This window comes from Methylobacterium sp. D54C (assembly GCF_053345595.1).
The window spans coordinates 78691-100413 of the sequence record NZ_JBKFAK010000001.1 but is presented as its reverse complement, the minus strand read 5'-3'; the positions used below and the strand labels follow the sequence as shown (position 1 = coordinate 100413).

At 72.7% G+C, this 21723-nt stretch carries 27 protein-coding genes and 1 tRNA gene; 15 read left to right on the top strand and 13 right to left on the bottom strand.

Annotated features, from left to right (window positions below; genetic code table 11):
• The first annotated feature begins 127 nt into the window (after nucleotides 1-127).
• The gene (locus tag ACLBYB_RS00525; RefSeq protein ID WP_020095852.1) at nucleotides 128-517 is read left to right on the top strand and encodes a hypothetical protein; all 390 of its coding nucleotides are present in this window, start codon (nucleotides 128-130) and stop codon (nucleotides 515-517) included.
• On the opposite strand, the gene ACLBYB_RS00520 is transcribed toward ACLBYB_RS00525, so the two are convergent.
• Complete coding sequence (locus ACLBYB_RS00520; protein ID WP_447697514.1) at nucleotides 489-845, bottom strand: hypothetical protein; 357 nt, start codon at nucleotides 843-845, stop codon at nucleotides 489-491. The two genes, ACLBYB_RS00525 and ACLBYB_RS00520, sit on opposite strands and share 29 nt — an antisense overlap.
• 74 nt (nucleotides 846-919) lie before the next feature.
• Here ACLBYB_RS00520 and ACLBYB_RS00515 point away from each other — a divergent pair, with 74 nt between their 5' ends.
• Together ACLBYB_RS00515 and ACLBYB_RS00510 are read left to right on the top strand one after the other, a co-directional pair.
• Nucleotides 920-1816: a GGDEF domain-containing protein gene (locus ACLBYB_RS00515; protein WP_447697513.1), complete on the top strand. Its 897-nt coding sequence runs from the start codon at nucleotides 920-922 to the stop codon at nucleotides 1814-1816.
• Nucleotides 1817-2028: 212 nt separating this feature from the next.
• Nucleotides 2029-2715, top strand: coding sequence for a LuxR C-terminal-related transcriptional regulator (locus ACLBYB_RS00510; RefSeq protein WP_020095849.1), 687 nt, complete (start codon nucleotides 2029-2031; stop codon nucleotides 2713-2715).
• 35 nt (nucleotides 2716-2750) lie between these two features.
• Here ACLBYB_RS00510 and ACLBYB_RS00505 read toward each other — a convergent pair whose 3' ends face one another.
• Nucleotides 2751-3962: a DNA topoisomerase IB gene (locus ACLBYB_RS00505; RefSeq protein WP_447697512.1), complete on the bottom strand. Its 1212-nt coding sequence runs from the start codon at nucleotides 3960-3962 to the stop codon at nucleotides 2751-2753.
• 137 nt (nucleotides 3963-4099) lie between these two features.
• Here ACLBYB_RS00505 and ACLBYB_RS00500 point away from each other — a divergent pair, with 137 nt between their 5' ends.
• The 4 genes from ACLBYB_RS00500 to ACLBYB_RS00485 all read left to right on the top strand — a co-directional run bounded on the left by ACLBYB_RS00500 (nucleotide 4100) and on the right by ACLBYB_RS00485 (nucleotide 7358).
• Nucleotides 4100-5263, top strand: a complete 1164-nt coding sequence (locus tag ACLBYB_RS00500; protein ID WP_447697511.1) for a glycosyltransferase — start codon at nucleotides 4100-4102, stop codon at nucleotides 5261-5263.
• A 2-nt stretch (nucleotides 5264-5265) separates the two neighbouring features.
• Nucleotides 5266-5925, top strand: a complete 660-nt coding sequence (locus ACLBYB_RS00495; RefSeq protein ID WP_020095846.1) for a class I SAM-dependent methyltransferase — start codon at nucleotides 5266-5268, stop codon at nucleotides 5923-5925.
• A 184-nt stretch (nucleotides 5926-6109) separates the two neighbouring features.
• On the top strand, nucleotides 6110-6676 hold the full coding sequence (locus ACLBYB_RS00490) for an NAD(P)H-dependent oxidoreductase (RefSeq protein WP_020095845.1): 567 nt from the start codon (nucleotides 6110-6112) through the stop codon (nucleotides 6674-6676).
• A gap of 67 nt (nucleotides 6677-6743) precedes the next feature.
• Nucleotides 6744-7358 carry a cytochrome b gene (locus ACLBYB_RS00485; RefSeq protein WP_447697510.1) on the top strand — a complete coding sequence of 205 codons (615 nt, stop codon included), beginning with the start codon at nucleotides 6744-6746 and terminating at the stop codon, nucleotides 7356-7358.
• A gap of 42 nt (nucleotides 7359-7400) precedes the next feature.
• On the opposite strand, the gene ACLBYB_RS00480 is transcribed toward ACLBYB_RS00485, so the two are convergent.
• A complete protein-coding gene (locus tag ACLBYB_RS00480) occupies nucleotides 7401-8312 on the bottom strand; it encodes an AprI/Inh family metalloprotease inhibitor (RefSeq protein ID WP_447697509.1) in 912 nt (303 codons plus the stop codon).
• Nucleotides 8309-9274 carry a 2-hydroxyacid dehydrogenase gene (locus ACLBYB_RS00475; protein WP_447683647.1) on the bottom strand — a complete coding sequence of 322 codons (966 nt, stop codon included), beginning with the start codon at nucleotides 9272-9274 and terminating at the stop codon, nucleotides 8309-8311. Before ACLBYB_RS00475 ends, ACLBYB_RS00480 begins: the two co-directional genes overlap by 4 nt.
• Nucleotides 9275-9518: 244 nt before the next feature.
• Here ACLBYB_RS00475 and leuC point away from each other — a divergent pair, with 244 nt between their 5' ends.
• On the top strand, nucleotides 9519-10931 hold the full coding sequence (gene leuC / locus ACLBYB_RS00470; RefSeq protein ID WP_042673866.1) for a 3-isopropylmalate dehydratase large subunit: 1413 nt from the start codon (nucleotides 9519-9521) through the stop codon (nucleotides 10929-10931).
• A gap of 67 nt (nucleotides 10932-10998) precedes the next feature.
• A tRNA-Leu gene (locus ACLBYB_RS00465) sits at nucleotides 10999-11083 on the top strand.
• A gap of 467 nt (nucleotides 11084-11550) precedes the next feature.
• Here ACLBYB_RS00465 and ACLBYB_RS00460 read toward each other — a convergent pair.
• From ACLBYB_RS00460 to ACLBYB_RS00445, 4 genes are all read right to left on the bottom strand, one after another.
• Nucleotides 11551-11685: a hypothetical protein gene (locus tag ACLBYB_RS00460; RefSeq protein ID WP_267965754.1), complete on the bottom strand. Its 135-nt coding sequence runs from the start codon at nucleotides 11683-11685 to the stop codon at nucleotides 11551-11553.
• A 158-nt stretch (nucleotides 11686-11843) separates the two neighbouring features.
• The gene (locus ACLBYB_RS00455) at nucleotides 11844-12059 is read right to left on the bottom strand and encodes a hypothetical protein (RefSeq protein ID WP_012317770.1); all 216 of its coding nucleotides are present in this window, start codon (nucleotides 12057-12059) and stop codon (nucleotides 11844-11846) included.
• 4 nt (nucleotides 12060-12063) lie between these two features.
• Nucleotides 12064-12465 carry a thiol-disulfide oxidoreductase DCC family protein gene (locus tag ACLBYB_RS00450; protein WP_447697508.1) on the bottom strand — a complete coding sequence of 134 codons (402 nt, stop codon included), beginning with the start codon at nucleotides 12463-12465 and terminating at the stop codon, nucleotides 12064-12066.
• Nucleotides 12466-12487: 22 nt separating this feature from the next.
• Nucleotides 12488-12949 (bottom strand): anaerobic typically selenocysteine-containing protein, encoded by a 462-nt coding sequence (locus tag ACLBYB_RS00445; RefSeq protein ID WP_447697507.1) that lies wholly within the window; start codon nucleotides 12947-12949, stop codon nucleotides 12488-12490.
• A 233-nt stretch (nucleotides 12950-13182) separates the two neighbouring features.
• Between ACLBYB_RS00445 and ACLBYB_RS00440 the strand changes: the two genes are divergently transcribed.
• A complete protein-coding gene (locus tag ACLBYB_RS00440; RefSeq protein ID WP_447697506.1) occupies nucleotides 13183-14238 on the top strand; it encodes a serine endopeptidase in 1056 nt (351 codons plus the stop codon).
• A 25-nt stretch (nucleotides 14239-14263) separates the two neighbouring features.
• Here the strand turns inward: ACLBYB_RS00440 and ACLBYB_RS00435 are convergent, their stop codons facing one another.
• Complete coding sequence (locus tag ACLBYB_RS00435; protein WP_447697505.1) at nucleotides 14264-15343, bottom strand: tartrate dehydrogenase; 1080 nt, start codon at nucleotides 15341-15343, stop codon at nucleotides 14264-14266.
• A gap of 151 nt (nucleotides 15344-15494) precedes the next feature.
• Here ACLBYB_RS00435 and ACLBYB_RS00430 point away from each other — a divergent pair, with 151 nt between their 5' ends.
• The 4 genes from ACLBYB_RS00430 to ACLBYB_RS00415 all read left to right on the top strand — a co-directional run bounded on the left by ACLBYB_RS00430 (nucleotide 15495) and on the right by ACLBYB_RS00415 (nucleotide 18473).
• Nucleotides 15495-16229, top strand: coding sequence for a response regulator transcription factor (locus tag ACLBYB_RS00430; RefSeq protein ID WP_354455823.1), 735 nt, complete (start codon nucleotides 15495-15497; stop codon nucleotides 16227-16229).
• A complete protein-coding gene (locus tag ACLBYB_RS00425) occupies nucleotides 16229-17602 on the top strand; it encodes a sensor histidine kinase (RefSeq protein ID WP_447697504.1) in 1374 nt (457 codons plus the stop codon). Before ACLBYB_RS00430 ends, ACLBYB_RS00425 begins: the two co-directional genes overlap by 1 nt.
• A gap of 181 nt (nucleotides 17603-17783) precedes the next feature.
• Nucleotides 17784-18047, top strand: a complete 264-nt coding sequence (locus tag ACLBYB_RS00420) for a GCG_CRPN prefix-to-repeats domain-containing protein (RefSeq protein WP_447697503.1) — start codon at nucleotides 17784-17786, stop codon at nucleotides 18045-18047.
• A gap of 84 nt (nucleotides 18048-18131) precedes the next feature.
• A complete protein-coding gene (locus ACLBYB_RS00415; protein WP_447697502.1) occupies nucleotides 18132-18473 on the top strand; it encodes a GCG_CRPN prefix-to-repeats domain-containing protein in 342 nt (113 codons plus the stop codon).
• 30 nt (nucleotides 18474-18503) lie between these two features.
• On the opposite strand, the gene ACLBYB_RS00410 is transcribed toward ACLBYB_RS00415, so the two are convergent.
• The 4 genes from ACLBYB_RS00410 to ACLBYB_RS00395 all read right to left on the bottom strand — a co-directional run bounded on the left by ACLBYB_RS00410 (nucleotide 18504) and on the right by ACLBYB_RS00395 (nucleotide 20857).
• A complete protein-coding gene (locus ACLBYB_RS00410) occupies nucleotides 18504-19490 on the bottom strand; it encodes an inorganic phosphate transporter (RefSeq protein WP_020095831.1) in 987 nt (328 codons plus the stop codon).
• A gap of 15 nt (nucleotides 19491-19505) precedes the next feature.
• On the bottom strand, nucleotides 19506-20147 hold the full coding sequence (locus ACLBYB_RS00405) for a DUF47 domain-containing protein (protein WP_447697501.1): 642 nt from the start codon (nucleotides 20145-20147) through the stop codon (nucleotides 19506-19508).
• A 133-nt stretch (nucleotides 20148-20280) separates the two neighbouring features.
• A complete protein-coding gene (locus tag ACLBYB_RS00400; protein ID WP_042673854.1) occupies nucleotides 20281-20538 on the bottom strand; it encodes a hypothetical protein in 258 nt (85 codons plus the stop codon).
• A 106-nt stretch (nucleotides 20539-20644) separates the two neighbouring features.
• Nucleotides 20645-20857, bottom strand: a complete 213-nt coding sequence (locus ACLBYB_RS00395; RefSeq protein WP_020095828.1) for a hypothetical protein — start codon at nucleotides 20855-20857, stop codon at nucleotides 20645-20647.
• A gap of 242 nt (nucleotides 20858-21099) precedes the next feature.
• On the opposite strand from ACLBYB_RS00395, the gene ACLBYB_RS00390 reads away from it, so the two are divergent.
• Entirely contained in the window at nucleotides 21100-21312 is a 213-nt protein-coding gene (locus ACLBYB_RS00390; protein ID WP_427509305.1) for a hypothetical protein, read from the top strand.
• Nucleotides 21313-21723 lie beyond the last annotated feature (411 nt).

The following is a 21723-nucleotide window of genomic DNA, read 5'->3' as shown; positions in this document are numbered from 1 at the left end:
TCGGCTGGGCATGACGGGACCGTTACGCACTCTGCGCGACTGGAGACGCGGAACGGCCAATGATCCGGTCTGTTGGCCCCGCACCCGGCGCGCCCCGCGCCCGCCGACACCCCTCGGAGCCGGACCCATGGCCAACCGGACGATCGTGACCCTGCTCGCTCTGGCGGCGGCGGCGCCCGCGTCGGCGCAGACCTTCCGGAGCGCCGATCCCTACGCTCCGGTCGCCTACGCGCCCGGCTACGCCGCCGATCCGGGCTTTGCCGGCGAGTTCGTGCGGGGCACCTATATCGGCGCCCCGCTGACCCGCGTGCCGCGCCCGACCCAGATCGTGCCCACGCCCTGGAGCTACGGCACCTACGGCGTCCCGACGGTGACCGGCATCCAGGCTGCTCCGGCGGCCGAGCCGACCCTGACGGTGATCAACGCCGCCCCCTACGGCCGCCGCGGCGCGCGCGCCGTCGGGGCCGACCCGGTCGCGGGGGCCCGGGTCATCGCGGTTCAGGTTCCCCGGCGCTGAGCGCCGCGAACCACGCCGCGTAGGGCGTGTTGCGGACGAGGTGCCGGTTGAGGTCGGGCGCGCCGTCCGTCCACCAGACCGGCCCGCGCTCGCCGAGTCCGACCTTCGCCGCATCGACCTCGGCCCTGGCGGCGGCGAGCGCCTCCGCGGCGCCGGTCTCGCCCGCGCGCTCGGCCCGCTTGGCCTCCTTCACGCCCCGGCGCGCCGCCATCAGGCGCTGCACCAGCGCGGCCCGACAGGTTTCCGACAGGTCGGGATTCGCGCGGCGCCACAGACGCGCCCGGACAACGATATAGCGCCGATCCGGAGTGGTAATGGCCACGCTCATACCGGGGTTCAGCTCCGTTGGGGGGCGGTTAAGCCTTCCAGCTTACACCGCGGATATCGGGTGCGGGTCACGCCATGCAGATCGTCATCGTCGACTCGAGCCGCGTCGTGCTGCAGATCATAGCCTCCCTGATCGAGCCGCGCGGCCACGCGGTGCACCCGTTCACGGATTCGGAGCGAGCGCTGGAGTTCCTGGCGGCGACGCCCGCGGTCCGAGTGCTCATCACCAGCCTGGAAGTGCGGCCGCTCTGCGGGCTCGAGCTCTGCTGGTCGGCCCGGCTCCTCGCCGAATCCCGCGGGCCGCTGCACGTCATCACCATGTCGTCGGCCCGCAACGTCCGCAGCCTGGCCGAGGCCCTCGACAGCGGCGCCGACGACTTCATCGAGAAGCCGCCGAGCGCCGAGGAGCTGAACGCGCGCCTGCGCGCGGCCGAGCGCCTGACCACCATGCAGGAGGAGCTGATCCGCCTCGCCGAGACGGACCCGCTGACCGGCTCCTACAATCGGCGCGCCTTCTTCAAGCGCGCGCGGGCCGCCGCGGCGCGAGACCCGAGGCCGGGCGCCGTCTCGGCGATCCTCCTCGACATCGATCACTTCAAGCGCATCAACGACGAGCACGGGCACGATGTCGGCGACGTGGCGATCAAGGCCGTGGCCGAGCTGATCGCCGGTGCCGGGATCGCGGGACGCCTCGGCGGCGAGGAATTCGCCGTCATCCTGCCCGGCCGCGGGCTCGCGGAGGCCGTGGCGCAGGCCGAGCGCCTGCGCGCCGACGTCCAGGCCCTGCGGATCCACGGGGCGCGGGGTCCGATCGCGCTGAGCTGCAGCTTCGGCGTCAGCACGTGGCACGACGGCGACAGCGTCGAGGCCCTGGTCAAGCGGGCCGATGTCGCGCTCTACGCGGCGAAGGGCGGCGGCCGGAACCGGGTGGTGCCGGATCAGAGCGAGGGTATCCGCGCCGTCGCGGGCTGAACCGGACCGCCCGTCCCGGATCGGCACAGTCCGTCGAGCGGTGTCCCACCGTCGTCCCAGATCGGCGCATTGATTCGCCGAGTATCCGTTTCTGGGGATCGATTCGGCCAATATAAAGCTTAATATTCGCGAGTTGTTGCTGGAACGGATCTTGGAACTTCGCCTTCGATCCCGGCCGCCTGTATCAAGCCGGGAGAGAGAGGTGCGAGGTCATGAGTACGGCCGTTGGCGTCCTGATCCTGGATGAGCCGGAGGACCTGAGCGCGACGGTTCGCGCCACCCTCGAGCACATGCCCGAATTCCACACCATCGGCGAGGCCGATCTCGACCGCGCCGACGCCGGCAGCAGCGTCGCCCTGGTCTTCCTCGACGAGATCCGGCTGGCCGACGGGATCGCCCGCATCGTCGCCCTGAAGGAGCGCCAGCCGGCGCTGCGCACGCTGGTCGCCTTCGGCGCGCTGACGGCGGACGACCTCCGCGCCCTGCTGGCGGCGGGCGCCGACGCCTTCGTGGCGCGCTCCAAGTCGCCGCGGGACCTCGGCGCGGCGCTGCTCGCCCTGGCGGAAGGCTCGGACGTGCTGGTCCCGCCGGAGCAGCCGGTGGCGATGCCGCCGGAGGCCGGCGAGAGCCTCGGGCTGACGCCCCGCGAGGCCGAGGTGCTGCGCTTCCTGAGTTCCGGGTTCAGCAACAAAGAGGTCGCGCGGCGGCTGGCGCTCAGCGTGCGCACGGTGGAGACCCACCGGCTCAACCTGCGGCGCAAGACCCAGACCGGCCGGCTCAAGGACCTCGTCTCGCTGGCCCGCCAGCTCGGCCTGGCCCCCGTGGTCGATTCCAGCGATCAGGTTCGGCGCGGCACCGACAACCGGTCCTCGGGCAACGACAACCAGTCCCGGCACTGAGAGGGGGATCGGGCGGTCTCGGCGAGACCGCCCCCCTAAGCGGCCGCGGCCGCCTTCCGGGCTCCGGACGCGCGCTTGGCCGCCGTCCCGCTCTTGGACCGCTCTAGCGCCTTCGCCCCGCGTTTCCGCGCGCCCGCCGGCTTGACCCGACCTCCGGCCTTGACGGCGTCCTCGGCGGCGGAGAGGCGCGCCTGCAGAAGTCCCAGCACCGCCGCCTCCTCGGGCCGCAGGCTCGACAGATCCTCGCTCAGCTCCGATTCGACCGCGTCCTTCACCTGCAGGAGCAGGCCGCCCTCCAGGTAGCAGTCGAGGATCTGCGGGTGGATGTAGCACTTGCGGCAGATCGTCGGCGTGTTGCCGAGGCGGCCCGCGACGTTCTCGATGGCCGCGCGGATGTTGCGCTTGGCCCCGGCCTCGCTGTCGAAGCTCTCGAACTCCCGCAGCGCCAGCGCCGCCAGCACCGTGCCGGCCCAGGTCCGAAAATCCTTGGCGGTGAAGTCCTCGCCGGTGATCTCGCGCAGGTACGCGTTCACGTCCGAGGAGGTGACGTCGCGCTGGGTGCCGTCCGGGTCGAGATACTGGAACAGCTCCTGGCCCGGCAGGTCCTGGCAGGCCTTGACGATCCGGGCGACCCGCCGGTCCTTTAGCGACACGTCCCAGGTCTTGCCGCTCTTGCCCTTGAACCGGAACGACAGGGCCGAACCCTCGATCCGGACATGGGGATCGCGCAGGGTCGTCAGGCCGTAGCTCTTGTTAGTCCGCGCGTAATCGTCGTTGCCGACGCGGATCAGCGTGGTCTCCAGCAGGTGGACCACGGTGGCCAGCACCTTGTCGCGGGGCAAGCCCGGCCGCCTCATATCGGCGTCGACGCGCCGGCGGATGCCCGGCAGCGCGTCCGCGAAGGCCATGATCCGCGAGAACTTGTTGGCCTCCCGCGCCTGCCGGAAGTCCGGGTGGTAGCGGTACTGCTTGCGCCCCTTGGCGTCGCGGCCCGTCGCCTGGACGTGGCCGTTGCGGCGGGGGCAGATCCAGACATCCGTGTAGGCCGGCGGGATCGCGAGGCCGCGGATGCGGGCCAGCACGGCCCTGTCGCGCACCGGCGCGCCCTTCGCGTCGCAGTAGCGGAAGCCGGTGCCGCTGCGGCGGCGGGTCAGCCCGGGCCGGCCGTCATCGACGTAGACGAGCCCGGCCTCCTCGGCCGCGGCGCGGAGGTCTCCGCCGCTCTCCGCCGTCTCGACGCACGCCATGAACAGCCCCTCCCATCGACGCCGCCGGGCTGCCTCGCCCGGCGAGAAGGCCTTGGACAACCGGCGGCACGGGATCGCCGTTCCGGGCCTGCACATCCGTCGCAGGACGGGCCCCGCCGCCGTGCTAGAGGGGACGGATGCAGTCCGATGCCGAACCCGGGAACCTGCCCGTTCCGATGCGCCGCCTGGTCTTCGTGGTGACCGAGGACTGGTTCTTCGCCTCGCATTTCCTTCCGATGGCCCGCGCCGCCGTCGGCATGGGTCTCTCGGTCGCGGTGGTGACGCGGGTCCGCCTCCACCGGGCCGCCATCGAGGCGACCGGCGCGCAGGTCGTCAACCTGGAGGCCGAGCGGGCGAGCCTCAACCCGATGGCCGCGGGCTACGCGGCCGGGCAGCTCGCCGCGATCCTGAAGGCGCTGAAGACCGACATCGTCCACTGCATCGCCCTGCGCGGCATCCTGGTCGGCGGCACGGCCGCCGCCATGGCGGGCATCCCGTCCCGCGTCTTCGCCCTGACCGGCCTCGGCCTCGTCGGCGCCCGGAGCGACCGCCTCGGCCGGGCGGCGCGCCTCGCCCTGCGGGCGCTGATCCGGGGGCCGCTGGCCTCGTCGCGGACGCGCTTCCTCTTCGAGAACCCCGACGACGCCCTGGCCCTGGGCCTGGACCCGCTCGACCGGTCGGTGACCGTGGTGGGCGGCGCCGGCGTCGATCCCGCGATCCTCGTCCCGCAGCCGCTGCCGCCGATGCCGCCGCTGCGGGTGGCCGTCGTCGCCCGGATGCTGTGGTCGAAGGGGATCGACGTCGCCGTCGAGGCCGTTCGCCTCGCCCGGAGCCAGGGCGCGCCGGTGGAGCTGGCGCTGTACGGCGCGCCGGACCCGTCGAACCGGCGGGCGATCGGCGCCGACACCCTGCGCGCCTGGAGCCGCGACGGCATCGTCTGGCACGGGCCGACGACCGACGTCGCGGGGGTCTGGGCCGGCCACCACGTCGCCTGCCTGCCCTCGCGCGGCGGGGAGGGCCTGCCGCGGACGCTGCTGGAGGCCGCCGCCTGCGGCCGGGCGCTGGTCGCGTCCGACGTCCCGGGCTGCCGCAGCCTCGTGCGCGACGGCGTCGAGGGCCTGCTCGTTCCCCCGGACGACGCGCCGGCCCTGGCCGCCGCCCTGGCGCGCCTGAGCGGCGATGCCGGTCTCGTCGCCGGCCTGGGCGCGGCCGCGCGGGCGCGGATCGAGACCGGGGGCTTCACCGAGACGGCGGTGACCGACCAAGTCCGCGCCGTGTGGCGCGACCTGCTGGAGGCCTGACCGTGCGCGCACCGGACGATCCCGCCGGCTTCATCCGCGCCAACACCCGCCTGCTGCCCGTCCCCCACGCGCCCGAGATCCGCCTGCACGTCGCCGACGAGGCGACCGATCTCTGGCAGCGGACCGAGGAGGAGTTGCAGGCGATCGGGCTGCCGCCGCCGTTCTGGGCGTTCGCCTGGGCGGGCGGCCAGGCGCTCGCCCGCTACGTCCTCGACAACCCGGACGTCGCGGACGGCGCGCGCGCGGTGGATTTCGCCTCGGGGTCCGGCCTCGTCGCGATCGCGGCGGCCCGCGCCGGGGCGCGCCACGTCGTCGCCAGCGACCTCGACCCCTTCGCCGTCGCGGCGATCGGGCTGAACGCCGCGGCCAACGGCGTCGGCGACCGCGTCGCCGCGATCGCCGACGATCTCCTCGCCACGGATCCCCGGGCCGATCTCGTCCTGGCGGCCGACGTGTTCTACGAGCGCGACCTCGCCGAGGCCGTGACCGCCTGGCTCGTTCGCCTGCAGGCGCGCGGCGTCACCGTGCTGATCGGCGATCCGGGCCGCACCTACCTTCCGCGGGACCGCCTCGACTGCCTCGCGACCTACGAGGTTCCGGTCTCGCGCGCGCTGGAGGATTCCGAGATCAAGCGCAGCCACGTCTGGCGGCTCCGCGGATGACGGATCCGCCGAGACGGTCCTGCCGGACCGCCGCCCGCGCGGCCGCGCCGAGGCTTTATCCGGCGCGGGAATGCGTTACCGTCGAATCGACCCGCGTCGCGTGCCGCGCATGCGCCAGGGTGTTCGGAGTCCCGGATCAGGGCGTGCTGCGGCGGAAGGTTTCGTGGTGAGTGTCGAGTCGAGTGTGAAGCCCAGCCGTGCCCGCGTCGTCGCCTTCTCGGGCAGCGCCAAGCGACCCTCGCGCACCCGCATCCTGGTCGAGGCCCTCGGCGCCGAACTCGGTCGCCTGCGCGGGATCGACCTCGCCGTGTACGACCTGATGGATGCCGGCCCGGGCCTCGGCGCGACGCAGCGGGACGACCTCTCGGCGCCCGCCGCGCGCCTCGTCGAGGCGATCGAGGCGGCGGACGCGCTGATCGTCGGGACGCCTGTCTACCAGGGCGGCTATGCCGGGCTGTTCAAACACGTCTTCGACTTCGTCGACCCGGCCCGGATGATCGGCATGCCGGTGGCGCTGACCGCGACGGGCGGGGGCCTGCGCCACGCCCTGGTGGTCGAGCACGGGCTCCGACCCCTGTTCGGCTTCTTCGCGGCCCACGTCGCGCCGACCTCGGTCTATGCCGGGTCCGACGACCTGGTGGACGGCCGCATCGTCGACGAGACCGTGGCGATCCGGCTGCGCGCCGCGGCCGCGGAACTCGCAGCCCTGCTCGACGTGTCGCGGACGGCCTCGTCCGGCGCATCCGGCTGACGGGAGACTCCCCCGGCCTGAGGCGGGCCCTAGATCGGAGGGGGACCACGCTCTTCCGCGAGGGATCATGTCAGGCTCTCCGCTCACGGCCGGCAAGGCGCCGACCGCGCTGCCCGCCACCTACGTCACGGCATCCGGACTGCCGCGCTACCACCCGGTCTCGCAGGCGCTGCACTGGCTGAACGCCGCCCTCGTCCTGGCGGTGCTGCCGCTCGCCTGGGTCGCGATCAGCCTGCCGCCGACACCCGCCAAGGGCAGCATGTTCGTGCTGCACAAGTCGGTCGGCCTGACGATCCTGGCGATCGTGGTCGTGCGCATCCTCTGGCGGATGATCCGGCCCGCGCCGCCGGACCCGCATGCGCCCCGGCTCCTGACGCTGATCGGGCGCGTCAACCACTTCCTGCTCTACGCGATCTTCCTGATCATGCCGATCAGCGGCTACCTGCTGAGCGCGCTGTCCGGGCGCGACACGCCGTACTTCTGGCTGTTCACGATCCCGGGACTGCCGAAGGACGACGCGACGCAGAAGATCTTCGAGTCGATCCACGTGTTCGGCCAGTGGCTCGTCTACGCCCTGGTCCTGCTGCACGTCGCCGGCACGGCGTGGCACTTGGTGATCCGCCGCGACGGTCTTCTGGAGCGGATGCTGCCGGTCCAGGACGGGCGCGGCTCGTCGCGCTGACGCGCCCGTCATCGAGCGCGCGGCCGTCGTCGCGCGGTGCGCTCAATCGACGCGGCGCAGGACGAAGGTGGTGCCGACCTCGGGATCGCGCCGCCACCGGCCGTCGCCGCTCGGGACGAGGTCGATGCTGTGGCCGCGCTTGGCGGTCAGCGTCATCCGTCCCTTCGCGTAGCGCCAGCGCACCGGATCGAACACCTCCAGGCCGCTGTCGTGGCAGCCGGGGACGATGTGCACGCCGCCGCCGACCCCGTCGAGGTTGATCCGGCAGGTATCGCGCTGCTGGAAGCGGTCGAGGGCGTAGAGCCCCGGCGCCGGCCCCGCCGAGGCGGTCGCGGCCGAGGCGGTCGGCGGCGGCTGCAGCTCGGCCGGCACCGGGGCCGCGGTCTGGAGCGGGGAGGGGGCCGGGCTCGCCGGATCCGCCGGCGCGGTCTCGGGCGCGGCGGCCGCGTCGGCCGGCCGCATCGCGACGATGTCGAGGGGAACGAGACTGTAGCGCTCGCCGCCCTCGGCCTGGGCGACGAGGCTGCGCTGGTCCGGCCGCTTGGCGAAATCGAGGACCGGGCGGACGTTGCGGTCAACGAGGCGGACGGCCCCGTCGACGAAGAGCCAGCCGGCGACCCCGTTCAGGACCGGCAGGGCCCTCCGGCATCCCGCCGGGAAGCGCAGCCGCTGCCCCGCCTCGCCGCTGTCGAGCACCAGCGTCATGACGCAGCGGCGGTTGGTGCCGTCCCGCGACAGGTCCCAGGTTCCCGGCACCTGCCCGAGCTTCTCGGGGAGGCTCGGCGGCGCGGTCGGAGCCGGGGGCGCCGCGAGCGTCTCCGCGGCCGGCGGAGGGGACGGCGGTGCGGCCTCGTCTGTGGCGGCGGGCACGTCCTGGGCGGCGGCCGGTCGGACGATCGCGGCGGTCGCGATCAGCGCCGATGCGGCCAGCAGGGCGGCCCGAGCCTGTCTCACGCGGTCGGTCTCCAGGGTGTCTCGGCGACGGGGGTCAGCGGACCCCGTCCCTCGAACCACGAGACGACGTTGTCGACCACGAGCTGGGCCATCGCCGCGCGGGTGTGCTCGGAGGCCGACCCGACATGCGGCAGCAGCACCGTGTTGTCGAGGGCGGCGAGATCCGCGGGCACGTGCGGCTCGTTCTCGAAGACGTCGAGGCCGGCGCCGAGGATCGTGCCCGCCTTCAGCGCCGCGGTCAGCGCCGCCTCGTCGACCAGGGTGCCCCGGGCGACGTTGATCAGGATGCCCTCGGGACCGAGCGCCTCCAGCACGGCCGCGTCCACGAGGTTGCGCGTGTCGGCGCCGCCGGGCGCCACCACGATGAGGATGTGGACCGCGCGGGCGAGGCCGATCAACGTATCGTGATACGTGTAGGGTATGTCGGCCTGCCGGCTGCGGCCGTGGTAGTCGATCGCGACGCCGAAGCTCTCCAGGCGGTGGGCGATCGCCCGCCCGATCCGGCCGAGACCGAGGATGCCGACCCGTCGCCCGCGCAGCGATGCCGTGAGCGGGAAGGGCGCCTTGGGCCAGTGGCCGTCCCGCAGGTAGCGGTCGGCCTGGGGGATCCGCCGCAGCGTGGCGAGGGTGAGGCCGAGGGCGAGGTCGGCGACCTCGTCGGTGAGGACGTCCGGCGTGTTGGTGACGACGATGCCGCGCCGCTGCGCCCCCGCGGCGTCGACGGCGTCGTAGCCCACGCCGAAATTCGCGATCAGCTCGAGGTTCGGCAGCCGGTCCATCAGCGCCCCGTCCACCCCGCCGCCGACGCAGAGCGCCCGGATCCGCGGGCCGATCTCGGCGAGCAGGGCCTCCGGGTTCGCGGCCTCCGCCAGCCGGTGGACCCCGTACCGCCCCGCGAAGGCCTTCTCCACCAACGGGTGCATCTTCCGGAGCAACAGGATCTCGACCGGGGCCTCAGCCATCGTTCACTCCCACGTTCGGCCGCGCGTCGGTGTCGGCCGCCTCCCCCGTCCCGGCATAGAGCCTGTGCGGGGTGGGGCGCCAGCGCGCAGGAGTGGCCGGCGGTGACAACCGCGCGGATCAGCCGGGCGGCCGTTCGGCCGGCACAGGGCTCGCCTCTTTCGAAAACCGCGCGCGATGCCTACTAAGGACCACGCATCATCGCGAGAGTTCTGCACCGACCCCAATCGCCGAAGACGAAGACCGATGACCAGCCCGCGCACCCTCTACGACAAGATCTGGGACGACCACGTCGTCGATGTCCAGCCGGACGGCTCCAGCCTCCTCTACATCGACCGGCACCTCGTCCACGAAGTGACGAGCCCGCAAGCCTTCGAGGGTCTTCGCGTGGCCGGCCGCAAGGTGCGCCATCCGGAGAAGACGTTGGCCGTCGTGGACCACAACGTCCAGACCTCGGACCGCTCGCAGGGCATCGAGGATCCCGAGAGCCGCACGCAGCTCGAGGCGCTCGCCGAGAACGTGCGAGACTTCGGCATCGAGTTCTACGACGCCCTCGACCGCCGCCAGGGCATCGTCCACATCATCGGCCCGGAGCAGGGCTTCACGCTGCCCGGCCAGACGATCGTGTGCGGCGATTCGCACACCTCGACGCACGGCGCCTTCGGGGCGCTGGCCCACGGCATCGGCACCTCGGAGGTCGAGCACGTGCTCGCCACCCAGACCTTGGTGCAGCGCAAGGCCAGGAACATGCGCGTCTCCGTCGATGGCACGCTGCCGCCCGGCGTGACCGCGAAGGACATCATCCTGGCGATCATCGGCGAGATCGGGACCGCCGGCGGCACCGGCCACGTCATCGAGTATGCCGGCGAGGCGATCCGCGCGCTCTCGATGGAGGGCCGGATGACGATCTGCAACATGTCGATCGAGGGCGGTGCCCGCGCCGGCATGGTCGCCCCCGACGCGACGACCTTCGCCTACGTGAAGGACCGCCCGAAGGCGCCGAAGGGCGCGGCCTTCGACGCGGCCCGCCGCTACTGGGAGAGCCTCGTCACCGACGCCGGCGCGCATTTCGACCGCGAGGTGCGTCTCGACGCGGCCAACCTGCCGCCGATCGTCAGCTGGGGCACGAGCCCCGAGGACGTGATCTCGATCCAGGGCCGCGTGCCGGACCCGTCCGAGATCGCCGACGAGAACAAGCGGCAGTCGAAGGAGAAGGCGCTCGCCTACATGGGCCTGACGCCGGGCACCCGGATCACCGACATCACCCTGGACCGGATCTTCATCGGCTCCTGCACCAACGGCCGCATCGAGGATCTGCGCGAGGTCGCGCGGGTCGTCGGCGACCGGAAGGTGCACGAGGGCGTCTCGGCGATGATCGTGCCGGGCTCCGGCCTCGTGAAGGCGCAGGCCGAGGCCGAGGGTCTCGACAAGATCCTGAAGGCGGCGGGCTTCGACTGGCGCGAGCCGGGCTGCTCGATGTGTCTCGGCATGAACCCGGACAAGCTGCGTCCGGGCGAGCGCTGCGCCTCGACGTCGAACCGCAATTTCGAGGGCCGCCAGGGTCCCCGCGGACGCACGCACCTCGTCTCTCCGGCCATGGCGGCGGCCGCGGCGGTCACCGGACACTTCGTCGACATCCGGGAGTGGCCGCAGGGCTGAAATCGCGATTGACGCCGGCGGCTCCGTTGCCTAAACGGAGCCGTCGCCGGCCGATGGCCGACGGCGAGCCCAGGTGGCGGAATTGGTAGACGCGCTGGTTTCAGGTACCAGTCTCGCGAGAGGTGAAGGTTCGAGTCCTTTCCTGGGCACCAAATGCCTGACAGCAGCCCGCCAACGCATTGGCGGGCTTTGTTGTTTCTGGGGTGCGGGATCCGCGGACCGAGGATGCGGGCGCCCGCCGCGACTCTCGGGCTTTCAAATCCCGACCCACTGTCCGCGTATCGGTCGCCCCGTTCGACCGACCGGCCCCGGCGCTGTGCCGCCGTTTCCTCAGATGTGGCGAGCCATGCGATCACGGGGCGGCGAGGAGGCACGGCGGTAGGAGTGGTCGTCCGGGCCTCAGGGGGCACCGTTCGACCTGGAGACCGGAACCGCGCTGCCATCCCGCGCGTAGACGAGGTCTCGACATTCCCCCAGCGAGATCACCTCGAACCGCCCGGCTCCGGCCGCGGCGGTTTTTTCGTGCCCCGCGCTGCGACAGCGCCGTGCTCGCGGCGGCGTGACGTCCCTTCGGGGATCCACGCAAACCCGCCGGCACGGCCGCGCCGGCTTCTCCCGATCACGCTGCGGTGACGCGCCGGTAGCTCGCCGCGAAAGCCTGGGCTTCCTCGTGCGTCAGGTCGGTGACCACCAGCCCCGGCGCGTAGACCGTCCAGCGGCCGTCGTTGTCCTCCGATATACGGATCTCGACCACCGCGGACCTCCTCGATTGCGAGTGGAAGCTCACCGCTACTCTCGCGAATTGTTGTCGGGGCGCAATACCTCTTAAGGTGCTGGGGTTTCCTCTGGCACGGAGACGCGGCAGCGTCCGCGGAAGCGCGTACCCCCGGCACGGGCTGCCCCGCGTGACCGCTACAGCCAGCGCTCGTCGAGATCCGTGGCGTTCCTGTCCGCGACGGGCTGCGTCTCGTCACCCTCGGCGAATACCACCACGTCGTCCGGCCCGACGTCGCGGGTCGCGTAGAAATCCCAGCGCCGGTGGATCACGCGCGGGCCGCCGAAGATCCGGTAGGCGTTCCAGTACCGGTCGTCCCGGAAGCCGACATAGTGGACGCAGCGGGTCGCCATCGGCTCACCGGAGGCGGGCCATCAGCCGGGCCAGGCGCGGCCGCAGCGGCAGCGACAGCCGGTAGGCCAGCTCGGCGACCGGCAGAATCGGCCGGACACCGAGGACGCGCAGGTCGACCAGGCGGCCGAGCCAGCGCCAGCCGGGCAGTGTCCGCCAGAGGCGCGCGAACGCGGCGGCGCCGGAGATCAGCTGCCCGTCCGCGGTCCGGACATGGAAGCGGCGCAGGGCCCGGGCTCGGTCGAGATCCGCGCCGAGCGCCGACTCGGGCGCGCCGGAGCCGACATCGACGAAGGCGAGCCGGTCCGCGCCGGCGCACCGGCGATACTGGTCGATCTCGGCGCGGCACAGCGGGCAGCCGCCGTCGTAGTAGACGCTGAGCCGCCCGTCGGAGCGATCCTCGGCCATGGCCGCGCCGGTGCTTAGGGGCTCAGTTCGCGGGCGGGCTCAGGACGAGCTTGCCCTTGAAGGGCGCGTCGGCGTTGCGCGTGCTGGTGCACGCGTACTCCTCCTGGCCGGCCTTCATCGTCCGCAGGCGCAGCGTGCCCCTGCCGTTCTGCTTGACCGTGTAGCCCTTCTCGCTGGCGACATGCACGAGGTCGCCGTCGGCGTGCAGCACGAGGCCGTTCTCGAACTGCCCGGGCGCGGTGATCGTCACCGGCGCGTCGGCGCTGCTCACGATCTTCAGCGCGACGTTGGTGTCGGCCGGAAGCTTGAGCTCGGCCGGGTCGCAGACCGGCTTGCCGTCCTTCAGGCTGATCGTCAGCTCCACGGGCGGCATCGCGTCGGTGGCGGGCGGCGGCAGGGGCTTGCCCTGAGCCAGGACCGGCCCTGCGGCCAGGACAGCGGAGAGAGCCAGGAGCGTCGCCGGTCCGCGCGCGAGTGTCAGCATGTCGATACGTCCGGATTGGAGGGGCAGCGCGCTCCGCCGAGCACACCGCCGGGAAAGGCGGCTCGGTCCGCGACGTTCCCGGGCGCAACGCCGCACCCGGTCGGATGCGAGCGATCCCGGTCGCGGCGGGAAGTTGCCCGCGGCCGCGGGCCCGGAAGCCGGGCCAGCCGGCATATCCCGGGCGCGTCGCGCGGTATAAGGACCCGCTTCGGTTTTCGGCGAGGTCGATTCGCGTGCGGTCCGGTACAAGGCTCTCCGAGCGCTGGTTCACGCTGGCGCTCTGGCTCGTCGCGCTGGTCTTCGCGTGGTTCCTGATCGGGCTCGGCTCGCTGGTCGTCGGCGATCTGCCGCAGGTTGAGCACCGCTACACTCTCGACCAGTTCCTCGACACCGACCAGGGCACGGCGTCGGCAGAGGCCCTCAAGCAGATCCGCCGGGAGCAGGACGACAACCGTCGGACGGTCGAGCAGGACCAGCTCGCCCTCGAGGCTGCGCAGGCCGCCTCCGAGGGCGCGCGCGAGACCTTCGCCAACTGGCTGAAGACCCGCGACGCCACGCAGCGGGTCGACCAAGATCCCGGGCTCATCGCGCGCACGCAGCAGCTCGATGCGCTGAAGGCCGCCGAGCGCACCATCGAGGAGCGGCTCGCGGCCCTGGCGCGGACGGGGCTCGACCTGTCGGAGCGTGAGGCGGCGCAGCTGCGCGTGGACACCGACCTGCGGGCCGCCGCGCAGACGCGCCTCGACGCGGCCGAGCGCGGCCAGGAGCTGCGCGTCTTCGGCTATCGCCTCGCCCTGACGCTGCCGCTGCTGGCCCTCGCCGGATGGCTCCTGCTCACGCGCCGCCGCACCCGCAACTGGCCCTTCGTGTGGGGCTTCGCCTTCGCGGCGGCCTTCGCGTTCTTCGTCGAGCTCGTGCCCTACATGCCGAGCTACGGCGGCTACGTGCAGTACGGCGTCGGCGTGATCGTCACCCTGGTCGCGGGCCGGGCGGCGATCAACGCGCTGCACGCCTACCGCGCCCGGCAGGCCGTGGTGGAGGCGCGCCCGGACGCCGAGCGGCGGACCGAGATCGCCACCGACCAGGCCCTGGCGCGCCTCGCCAAGAAGGCGTGCCCGGGCTGCGAGCGGCCAATCGCCCTCGACGACGCGAGCACGAATTTCTGCCCCCATTGCGGGCTCGGCATCTTCGCGCACTGCCCGTCCTGCGCGCAGCGCAAGAGCACCTTCGAGCGCTTCTGCCGGGCCTGCGGCACCCGGAGCCCGGATCTCGCGAGCGAGGCGCCCTGAGGCCGCCCGGGCACGCGGGCACGCCTCAGGCGTTGTCGCCCCGGATCGCCGCGATGACCGCGTCGGTGACCTGACGGGTCGTCGCCGTGCCGCCGAGGTCCGGCGTGTGCAGGTTCGGATCCGCGGTGACCCGCTCGACCGCGCGCATCAGCCGGTCGGCCGCCGGCTTCTCGCCGAGGTGATCCAGCATCTGGCACGCCGTCCAGAAGGTCGCGACCGGGTTGGCGATACCCTTGCCGGCGATGTCGAAGGCCGAGCCGTGGATCGGCTCGAACATCGACGGGTAGGTCCGCTCCGGGTTGATGTTGGCGGTCGGCGCGATGCCGAGCGACCCGGCGAGCGCCGCCGCGAGGTCCGACAGGATGTCCGCGTGCAGGTTCGTCGCCACGATCGTGTCGAGGGTCTCGGGCTTCGTCACCATGCGCATCGTCATGGCGTCGACCAGCATCTTGTCCCAGGTCACGTCCGGGAAGTCCTTCGCGACCGCGGCGGCGATCTCGTCCCACATCACCATGGCGTGGCGCTGGGCGTTGGACTTGGTGACCACGGTGAGCAGCTTGCGCGGACGGGAGCGGGCGAGCTCGAACGCGTAGCGGATGATCCGGTCGACCCCCGAGCGGGTCATCATCGAGACGTCGGTGGCGACCTCGTTGGGATGGCCCTGGTGGACCCGTCCGCCGACGCCGGCATACTCGCCCTCCGAGTTCTCCCGCACGATCACCCAGTCGAGCTCCGGACCCGAGACGTTGCGCAGCGGGCTGGTGATGCCCGGCAGGATCCGGGTCGGACGGACGTTGGCGTACTGGTCGAAGGGCTGGCAGATCGCGAGCCGCAGGCCCCAGAGGGTGATGTGGTCGGGCACGTCCGGCGCCCCGACCGCGCCGAAGAAGATCGCGTCGTGGTTCCGGATCTGGTCGCGGCCGTCGGCCGGCATCATCGCGCCGTGCCTCTTGTAGTAGTCCGATCCCCAATCGAAATGGTCGAACTGGAAAGCGAAGGAGCCGGTCTTCTCGGCCAGCGCATCGAGCACCTCGATGCCGGCGGCGATGACCTCGACGCCGATGCCGTCCGCGGGGATGGCCGCGATGGTGTAGGTCTTCGTCATGGGTGTCTTCTCGTGTGTCTTCGGTGGCGAGACGAGAAAGCGAGCGCGTGACGGTGGGCGCGGGCTCCGTGTCCGGATCGGGACGTGTAACGTTTTGTGACACTGTGCAGTTTCGCGTTGCCGTGCCGCCGGCCGCCCCTATGCTCGCCCCATGCACGAGGGCACCACCATCGCCATCGTCGAGGACGATCCCGACATCCGCGCCCTGCTCGCCGGCTACCTGGAGGGCGAGGGGTTCCGCGCCGTCGCCCTCGACGGCGGCGCGGCCCTCGACCGCCTGATCGCGGCGGGCCCCGCGCCCGACCTCGTCGTCCTCGACTGGATGCTGCCCGGCGAGGACGGCCTCTCCATCTGCCGCCGCCTCCGCGACGCCGGTGGCCCGCCCGTCGTGATGCTGACCGCCAAGGACGAGGACATCGACCGGGTCCTCGGCCTGGAGATGGGCGCCGACGACTACGTCTCGAAGCCGTTCAACCCGCGGGTCCTGCTGGCCCGGATCCGCGCGGTCCTGCGACGGGCCCACGGCGTCGGCGGCCAGCCGGCCGCGGCCGCCTCCGAGCGTCTCAGTGTCGCCGACCTCGTCGTCGATCTCGCGGCCCGCACGGTGATCACCGGCGATCCCGCCGCCGAGATCCCGCTGACCAGCGCCGAGTACGACCTGCTCCACTGCTTCGTCACCCGGCCGCAGCGGGTGCTCTCGCGCGACCAGCTCCTCGACTGGACCCGGGGCCGGACCGCCGACGCCTTCGACCGCACCATCGACGTCCAGGTCAGCCGCCTGCGGCACAAGCTCGACGCCTCGGGCAGTCAGGCCGCGTCCCTGCTCAAGACCGTGCGCAATGCCGGCTACATCCTGGCCGCCCCGGTCCGCTCCGGAACGCCGTGATGGGCCGCGTCGGGCTCCTCGGGCGCATCATGCTGCTCCTGCTCGGCGCCCTCTCCCTGCTCGTCCTCGCCACCGTGGCCCTGGATCACTGGCAGCGCCGGGAGGAGCGGCTGCCCGCGGGCTCGCGCTTCCCGCGGGTCGACCAGGCCGCCGGCATCATGACGCTGCTGCGCGACGCGGATCCCGCCCAGAGGCCGGCCATCCTGAAGGCGGTCAGCGGCGAGGTGCTGCGGGCCGAGATCGTCGACGCGCCGCCCGACACCGTCGACCTGATCCGCGAGCCCCGCCTGGAAACCCGGATCCGGCGGATGACGGCCGAGCCGGCCGACCGCGTCCAGGCCTACACCGATGCCGCCCTGCTGCGCCGCGGCGTCGATCCGGCCAACATCGCGCAGGCCGAGCGCACCGGGCCGGTCGGCCGCCTCGCGCTGGCGACCTACCGGCTGCCCGACGGCCGGTACGCGGTGATCAGCGCGGCCGAGCATCGCCGCTCGCTCATGCCGTGGCTGTTCGGCCAGCCGCTGAGCCTCTGGGTGGCGGTGCTCGGCGCCGCGGCGGCCGGTCTCGTCCTGGTCGGCACGCGCCACGAACTCGCGCCGCTGCGCCGCCTGACCGACGCGGTCTCCCGGTTCGACGGCCGCGCCCCGGAGCGGGTGAGCGCGCCCCGGGGGGCGCCCGAGATCCGGCGTCTCGCCCAGGCAGTGCAGGGCATGCAGGAGCGGATCGCCGGCCTCATGGCCGAGCGCTCGCTGCTGATCGGCGCCATCTCGCACGACCTCAAGACCTACCTGACGCGGCTGCGCCTCCGCGCCGAGGTGGTGGCGGAGCCGCTGCTCCGGGACAAGCTCGTGGCGGATCTCGACGCCATGACCGAGCTGATCGAGGCGTCCCTGGGTTTCGCCCGCGGCACCGCCGTCGAGGCGACCCGGGCGCCGGTGGATCTCGCCGATCTCGTCGCCGTCGAGGTGGCCGAGCACGCCGCCCAGGGCGCCACGATCAGCCTGACCGGCGAGGAGGTACGGGACGCCACCGTGGCCGGCGACGCGGTCGCCCTGCGCCGGGTCGTGGCCAACCTGATCGGGAACGCCGTCAAGTTCGGGCGCTCCTCGGTGGCGGTGGCGGTCAGCCGGGCCGGGACGGTCTGCCGGATCGTCGTCGAGGATGACGGGCCGGGCATTCCCGAGGCGGAGCGGACGGCGGTGTTCAGCCCGTACTACCGGGTCGAGCGCTCGCGCAGCCGGCAGACCGGCGGGACAGGCCTGGGCCTCGCCATCAGCCGGCAGATCGCCGAGGCCCACGGCGGCACGGTGGTGGCGGAGGCCGGCGCGGACGGCGGCGCGCGGCTCGTCGTGACCCTGCCGAGCCTGTCCTGACGGCGGGCCGCAACGGGCCCGCAACCGGCCGTTACACATCGTTACAGGACGGCGCTCCCCGGTCACATCCGGGCAGCGCGCGCCGACCAACCTTCGCTCACACGCCGCGGCGGATCCTCCGCCCCGGCGGCGGCGGCCGGCCCCGGGCCGGGCCGCCGGACCGAGCAGAAGGAGATCACCGATGCTGAAGGTTCTCGCTCCCGCCGCCCTCCTCGTGAGCCTCGCGGTGCCCGCCTCGGCGCTGCCGCTGGTGCAGGACGCCGTCTCCGACGGCGCCGACGGCGCCCGGATCACCCAGGTCTACGGCGGCTGCGGTCCCTACGGCCATCGCGGCCCGTACGGCGGCTGCCGCACCGGCGGCCAGTGGGGCGGCTACATCCGCGGCCGCTCGTGCCCGGCGGGCTTCCACATCGGCCCCTACGGCCGCCGCTGCTGGCCGAACTGAGACGCCGGGACGCTCGATCGCGTCCCCCGTTCCGCGTCCGGCCCCGCGGCCGGACTCCCGTGGAGACACTCCCGGAGTTGAGTCATGATCCGCACTCTCGTCCTGCCCGTGGCGCTCGCCGCGGGGGTCCTGTTGGCCGGCTCGAGCGCCGAGGCGCGCGACGGCTGCGGGCCCGGCTTCCACCGCAACGTCTACGGCTGGTGCCGGCCGAATCTGGGCTACAGGCCGTTCGTCTACGTCCCGGTCTATCCGCGCGTCGGCTACCGGTGGCACTACGGCTACCGCTGGCACCGACGCTTCGCGTGGGGCGGCGGCTATCGCTGGGGCGGCTTCCGCCATGCCGGCTGGCATGGGGGATGGCGCGGCGGCTGGCATCGGGGCTGGCACGGGGGCTGGCAGCACGGCGGCTGGCACCATCGCTGGTGAGCCCGGGGCGGATCCGGCCGCGCCCGTCCGCTACGGCAGGACCAGGCCGGAGGCCGCGTAGGTCAGGGCCGCGACAAGGGCCGCGGCCGGCATCGTGATCACCCAGGCGATCACGATGCCCTGCGCGACGTTCCAGCGGACCGCCGAGACCCGGCGCGCGGCGCCGACGCCGACGATGGCGCCCGTGATCGTGTGGGTTGTCGAGACCGGGATGCCGAAGGCCGTCGCGGCGAACAGCGTCGCGGCGCCGCCGGTCTCGGCGCAGAATCCCTGCATGGGCGACAGCCGCGTGATCTTCGACCCCATCGTGTGGACGATGCGCCAGCCGCCCATCAGGGTGCCGAGGGCCATGGCGGTCTGGCAGGACAGCACCACCCAGAGGGGCACGTGGAACGCCCCGCTCTCGCCGTGGGCGTAGAGCAGGGCCGCGATGATGCCCATGGTCTTCTGGGCGTCGTTGCCGCCGTGGCCGAGGGAGTAGAGCGAGGCCGAGACGAACTGCAAGCCCCGGAACACGCGGTCCACGGCGTGCGGCGTCGAGCGGACGAAGATCCACGAGACCGCCAGCATCAGCAGCAGCCCGAGGGCGAAGCCCAGGGCCGGCGAGAGGACGATGGCGGCGCTGGTGGCGATGACGCCGGGCCAGACGATCACGCCGACCCCCGCCTTGGCGATGCCGGCGCCGAGCAGGCCCCCGATCAGGGCGTGGGAGCTGGAGGACGGGATGCCGGCGTACCACGTGACCAGGTTCCACGTGATGGCGCCGCCGAGCGCGCCCATGATGACCCGGTCGTCCACCGTCGCGACGTCGATGATGCCCGAGCCGACCGTGCCGGCGACGTGCAGGCCGAAGACCAGGAAGGCCACGAAGTTGAAGAACGCCGCCCAGAACACGGCGTAGCGGGGCGCCAGCACCCGCGTCGACACGATCGTGGCGATGGAGTTCGCGGCGTCGTGCAGCCCGTTCAGGAAGTCGAAGACCAGGGCGAGGACGATGAGGACGACGAGGAGCGTCACGCGGCGACCTGCGGCTCAGACATGTTCGACGACGATGCTGCTGATCTGGTTCGCCACGTCCTCGAACCGGTCCATGACCTTCTCCAGGTGGCCGTACAGCTCGGACCCGACGAGGAAGGCCATGGGGTCCCGCCCCGAGGCCTTGAACAGGGCCTTCAGCCCGTCATTGTGCAGGTCGTCGGCCCGCCCCTCCAGCTCGATGACGCGCTCGGTCAGGCTGTTCAGCGCGGCGGCGTTCTCGCCGAGGGCGCGCAGCTTCGGCAGCGCCTTGGCGGTGACCTGCGCGGCCTCCTGGATGACCGCGCCCATCTCGCGCATCGCCGGCTCGAAGGTGGTCACCTCGAAGAGCTGGACCGCCTTGGCGGTCTTGAGCATCTGGTCGATGGCGTCGTCGAGGGAGCCGACCAGGGCCTGGATGTCGCCGCGGTCGAACGGGGTGATGAAGGTCCGGCGGACCGCCAGCAGCGCCTCGCGGGTGATCCCGTCGGCCGCGTCCTCGTGGGCCGCGATCGCCGCGTAGGCCGCCGGGACGGCCTGAGTCCCGTCGAGAAGGCCTCGCAGGGCGGCCGCGCCGTCCTCGAGCGTCCGCGCGTGACGCTCGAAGAGATCGAAGAACCGGTCCTCCCGCGGCATCAGGGCGCGAAACCAAGCCAGCATGGCGTGTCCGGATCGAGAGGTCGGCGCGGCGGCCGGGTGCGGCGGCACCCGGCAAGCACAACGGGCGAGAGCGCCGACCCGATCCGGGAGCCGGCAAACAATCTGCCGGCGGGGCGGCGCCGGCCGGCGCCGCTCAGCGGACCGGGCTGGCGGCGGCGTGGAGCCAGCCGAAATCCACCGGGTAGCCGAGCCCGTGCAGCATCTTGACCCGCTTCCAGGAGGCCGACCGCGCCGCGGCCGCGTCCTGCCCGGCGTCGATCTCGGCGCTCTCCATCTCCTGGAGCTCGCGGGTCAGCGACTCGCGCAGGCCTGCGGCCTTCATGTTGCCGAGCGCGGCGGTGAAGGCCTGCTCGGCGATCCGAACCTGATCACAAATCTGACGCACGCTCATCAGTACCGATCCCTCCAGCCCGGCGTGAACACTGCATTTCCGCAGTGAACAGGTAGCTATCACGCGCGCCGGCGGCGGGAGATGTACGTCTTTGGTGCAGCGCTAGTCACCGCATGGGGAGCAGGCCGGGGCGCCGCATCGTCCGCGGCGGACGCGCCCAGCGCCGCTTGCGCCCGAAGGTGCGGCGCGGATCGGCGAGGCGCGCGTCCATCTCCATCTTGCGACCCAACCGCGGCTGGACGCTGGCGCCGATCGCCACCAGCGCGGCCGAACCGATCAGCGCGACGAGTACCGCACCCCAGAACACGCTCTCGAACATCAGGCACTCCCGGTCTGGAGCCCCGCCGCGGACCGTTACGGACTGCGGACGATTGCTGATGAAGCTAGACCATTCCCGCGAATGTAATCAACGCCCTGTATCGCTGGGTATTCAACTGTCGACAACTGATTGCGCCCACCCGAGACATCCGCGCGCGTGACGGGCGTCCCGTCCTTGCGCGGGATCAATGCGCGCCCGGCCCCGGTCTCCCACGATCCCCGCGCCCAACCGGAGCCCGGACCATGCGCCTCTATCGCGTCACCTTCTACAAGACCGTCGCGGACGATACCGGCCACGAGCACCGGGTGCGGCAGCGCGCGATCCTGGTCCGGGCACAGTCGGAGGTGTCGGCCGTCTGGCAGGCCAAGGCGCTGCTCTGCGCGGGGGCCCGCGTGGTCGACTGGCGCCTGCGCGCCGACAGCTGCGAGGTCGCCGCCCTGCCGGCCGCCGCCTAGGTCGACCGGACCTGCCGGCGCCGGGAGCGGCCCGGATCCGCGCCGGCCATCGACGTCTCACCCGAGCCCGTCCCTCTCGCTTCCGGGACGTGCGGGTGGATCCGAGACGACGGGGTGAGGCCTCCGCGCTCGGCCTCGTGACCCGGACGGCGCCCCGGCCGAAGCGTCAGCGGGTGCGGCACCGCACGCCGCGGGACCGGGCCCGTCCCGCTGCGGCCCCATTCCGCTGCGACACGGCCCCGGTCGGCGAGGCGATCGCCAGCGCCCGCTCCCTCTGCCTCGCGGTGGCGGCGACGATCCCGACGCCGGACCCCGCTCCCCGCCGAGCCCGCCTCGGCGGGCCGGGCCGATCGGGGCGGATTTTACCAAGCGTTCATCCTCCGGGTGTCCGATCCGGAGGGTCACAGGCGG

What these genes read in the sequence shown, in the direction of transcription:
- ACLBYB_RS00525 (WP_020095852.1), top strand. Translation starts at nt 128, where the DNA reads ATGGCCAACCGGACGATCGTGACCCTGCTCGCTCTGGCGGCGGCGGCG.
- ACLBYB_RS00520 (WP_447697514.1), bottom strand. Translation starts at nt 845, where the DNA reads ATGAGCGTGGCCATTACCACTCCGGATCGGCGCTATATCGTTGTCCGG.
- ACLBYB_RS00515 (WP_447697513.1), top strand. Translation starts at nt 920, where the DNA reads ATGCAGATCGTCATCGTCGACTCGAGCCGCGTCGTGCTGCAGATCATA.
- ACLBYB_RS00510 (WP_020095849.1), top strand. Translation starts at nt 2,029, where the DNA reads ATGAGTACGGCCGTTGGCGTCCTGATCCTGGATGAGCCGGAGGACCTG.
- ACLBYB_RS00505 (WP_447697512.1), bottom strand. Translation starts at nt 3,962, where the DNA reads ATGGCGTGCGTCGAGACGGCGGAGAGCGGCGGAGACCTCCGCGCCGCG.
- ACLBYB_RS00500 (WP_447697511.1), top strand. Translation starts at nt 4,100, where the DNA reads ATGCAGTCCGATGCCGAACCCGGGAACCTGCCCGTTCCGATGCGCCGC.
- ACLBYB_RS00485 (WP_447697510.1), top strand. Translation starts at nt 6,744, where the DNA reads ATGTCAGGCTCTCCGCTCACGGCCGGCAAGGCGCCGACCGCGCTGCCC.
- ACLBYB_RS00475 (WP_447683647.1), bottom strand. Translation starts at nt 9,274, where the DNA reads ATGGCTGAGGCCCCGGTCGAGATCCTGTTGCTCCGGAAGATGCACCCG.
- leuC (WP_042673866.1), top strand. Translation starts at nt 9,519, where the DNA reads ATGACCAGCCCGCGCACCCTCTACGACAAGATCTGGGACGACCACGTC.
- ACLBYB_RS00455 (WP_012317770.1), bottom strand. Translation starts at nt 12,059, where the DNA reads ATGGCGACCCGCTGCGTCCACTATGTCGGCTTCCGGGACGACCGGTAC.
- ACLBYB_RS00450 (WP_447697508.1), bottom strand. Translation starts at nt 12,465, where the DNA reads ATGGCCGAGGATCGCTCCGACGGGCGGCTCAGCGTCTACTACGACGGC.
- ACLBYB_RS00445 (WP_447697507.1), bottom strand. Translation starts at nt 12,949, where the DNA reads ATGCTGACACTCGCGCGCGGACCGGCGACGCTCCTGGCTCTCTCCGCT.
- ACLBYB_RS00435 (WP_447697505.1), bottom strand. Translation starts at nt 15,343, where the DNA reads ATGACGAAGACCTACACCATCGCGGCCATCCCCGCGGACGGCATCGGC.
- ACLBYB_RS00430 (WP_354455823.1), top strand. Translation starts at nt 15,495, where the DNA reads ATGCACGAGGGCACCACCATCGCCATCGTCGAGGACGATCCCGACATC.
- ACLBYB_RS00425 (WP_447697504.1), top strand. Translation starts at nt 16,229, where the DNA reads ATGGGCCGCGTCGGGCTCCTCGGGCGCATCATGCTGCTCCTGCTCGGC.
- ACLBYB_RS00420 (WP_447697503.1), top strand. Translation starts at nt 17,784, where the DNA reads ATGCTGAAGGTTCTCGCTCCCGCCGCCCTCCTCGTGAGCCTCGCGGTG.
- ACLBYB_RS00415 (WP_447697502.1), top strand. Translation starts at nt 18,132, where the DNA reads ATGATCCGCACTCTCGTCCTGCCCGTGGCGCTCGCCGCGGGGGTCCTG.
- ACLBYB_RS00405 (WP_447697501.1), bottom strand. Translation starts at nt 20,147, where the DNA reads ATGCTGGCTTGGTTTCGCGCCCTGATGCCGCGGGAGGACCGGTTCTTC.
- ACLBYB_RS00400 (WP_042673854.1), bottom strand. Translation starts at nt 20,538, where the DNA reads ATGAGCGTGCGTCAGATTTGTGATCAGGTTCGGATCGCCGAGCAGGCC.
- ACLBYB_RS00395 (WP_020095828.1), bottom strand. Translation starts at nt 20,857, where the DNA reads ATGTTCGAGAGCGTGTTCTGGGGTGCGGTACTCGTCGCGCTGATCGGT.
- ACLBYB_RS00390 (WP_427509305.1), top strand. Translation starts at nt 21,100, where the DNA reads ATGCGCCTCTATCGCGTCACCTTCTACAAGACCGTCGCGGACGATACC.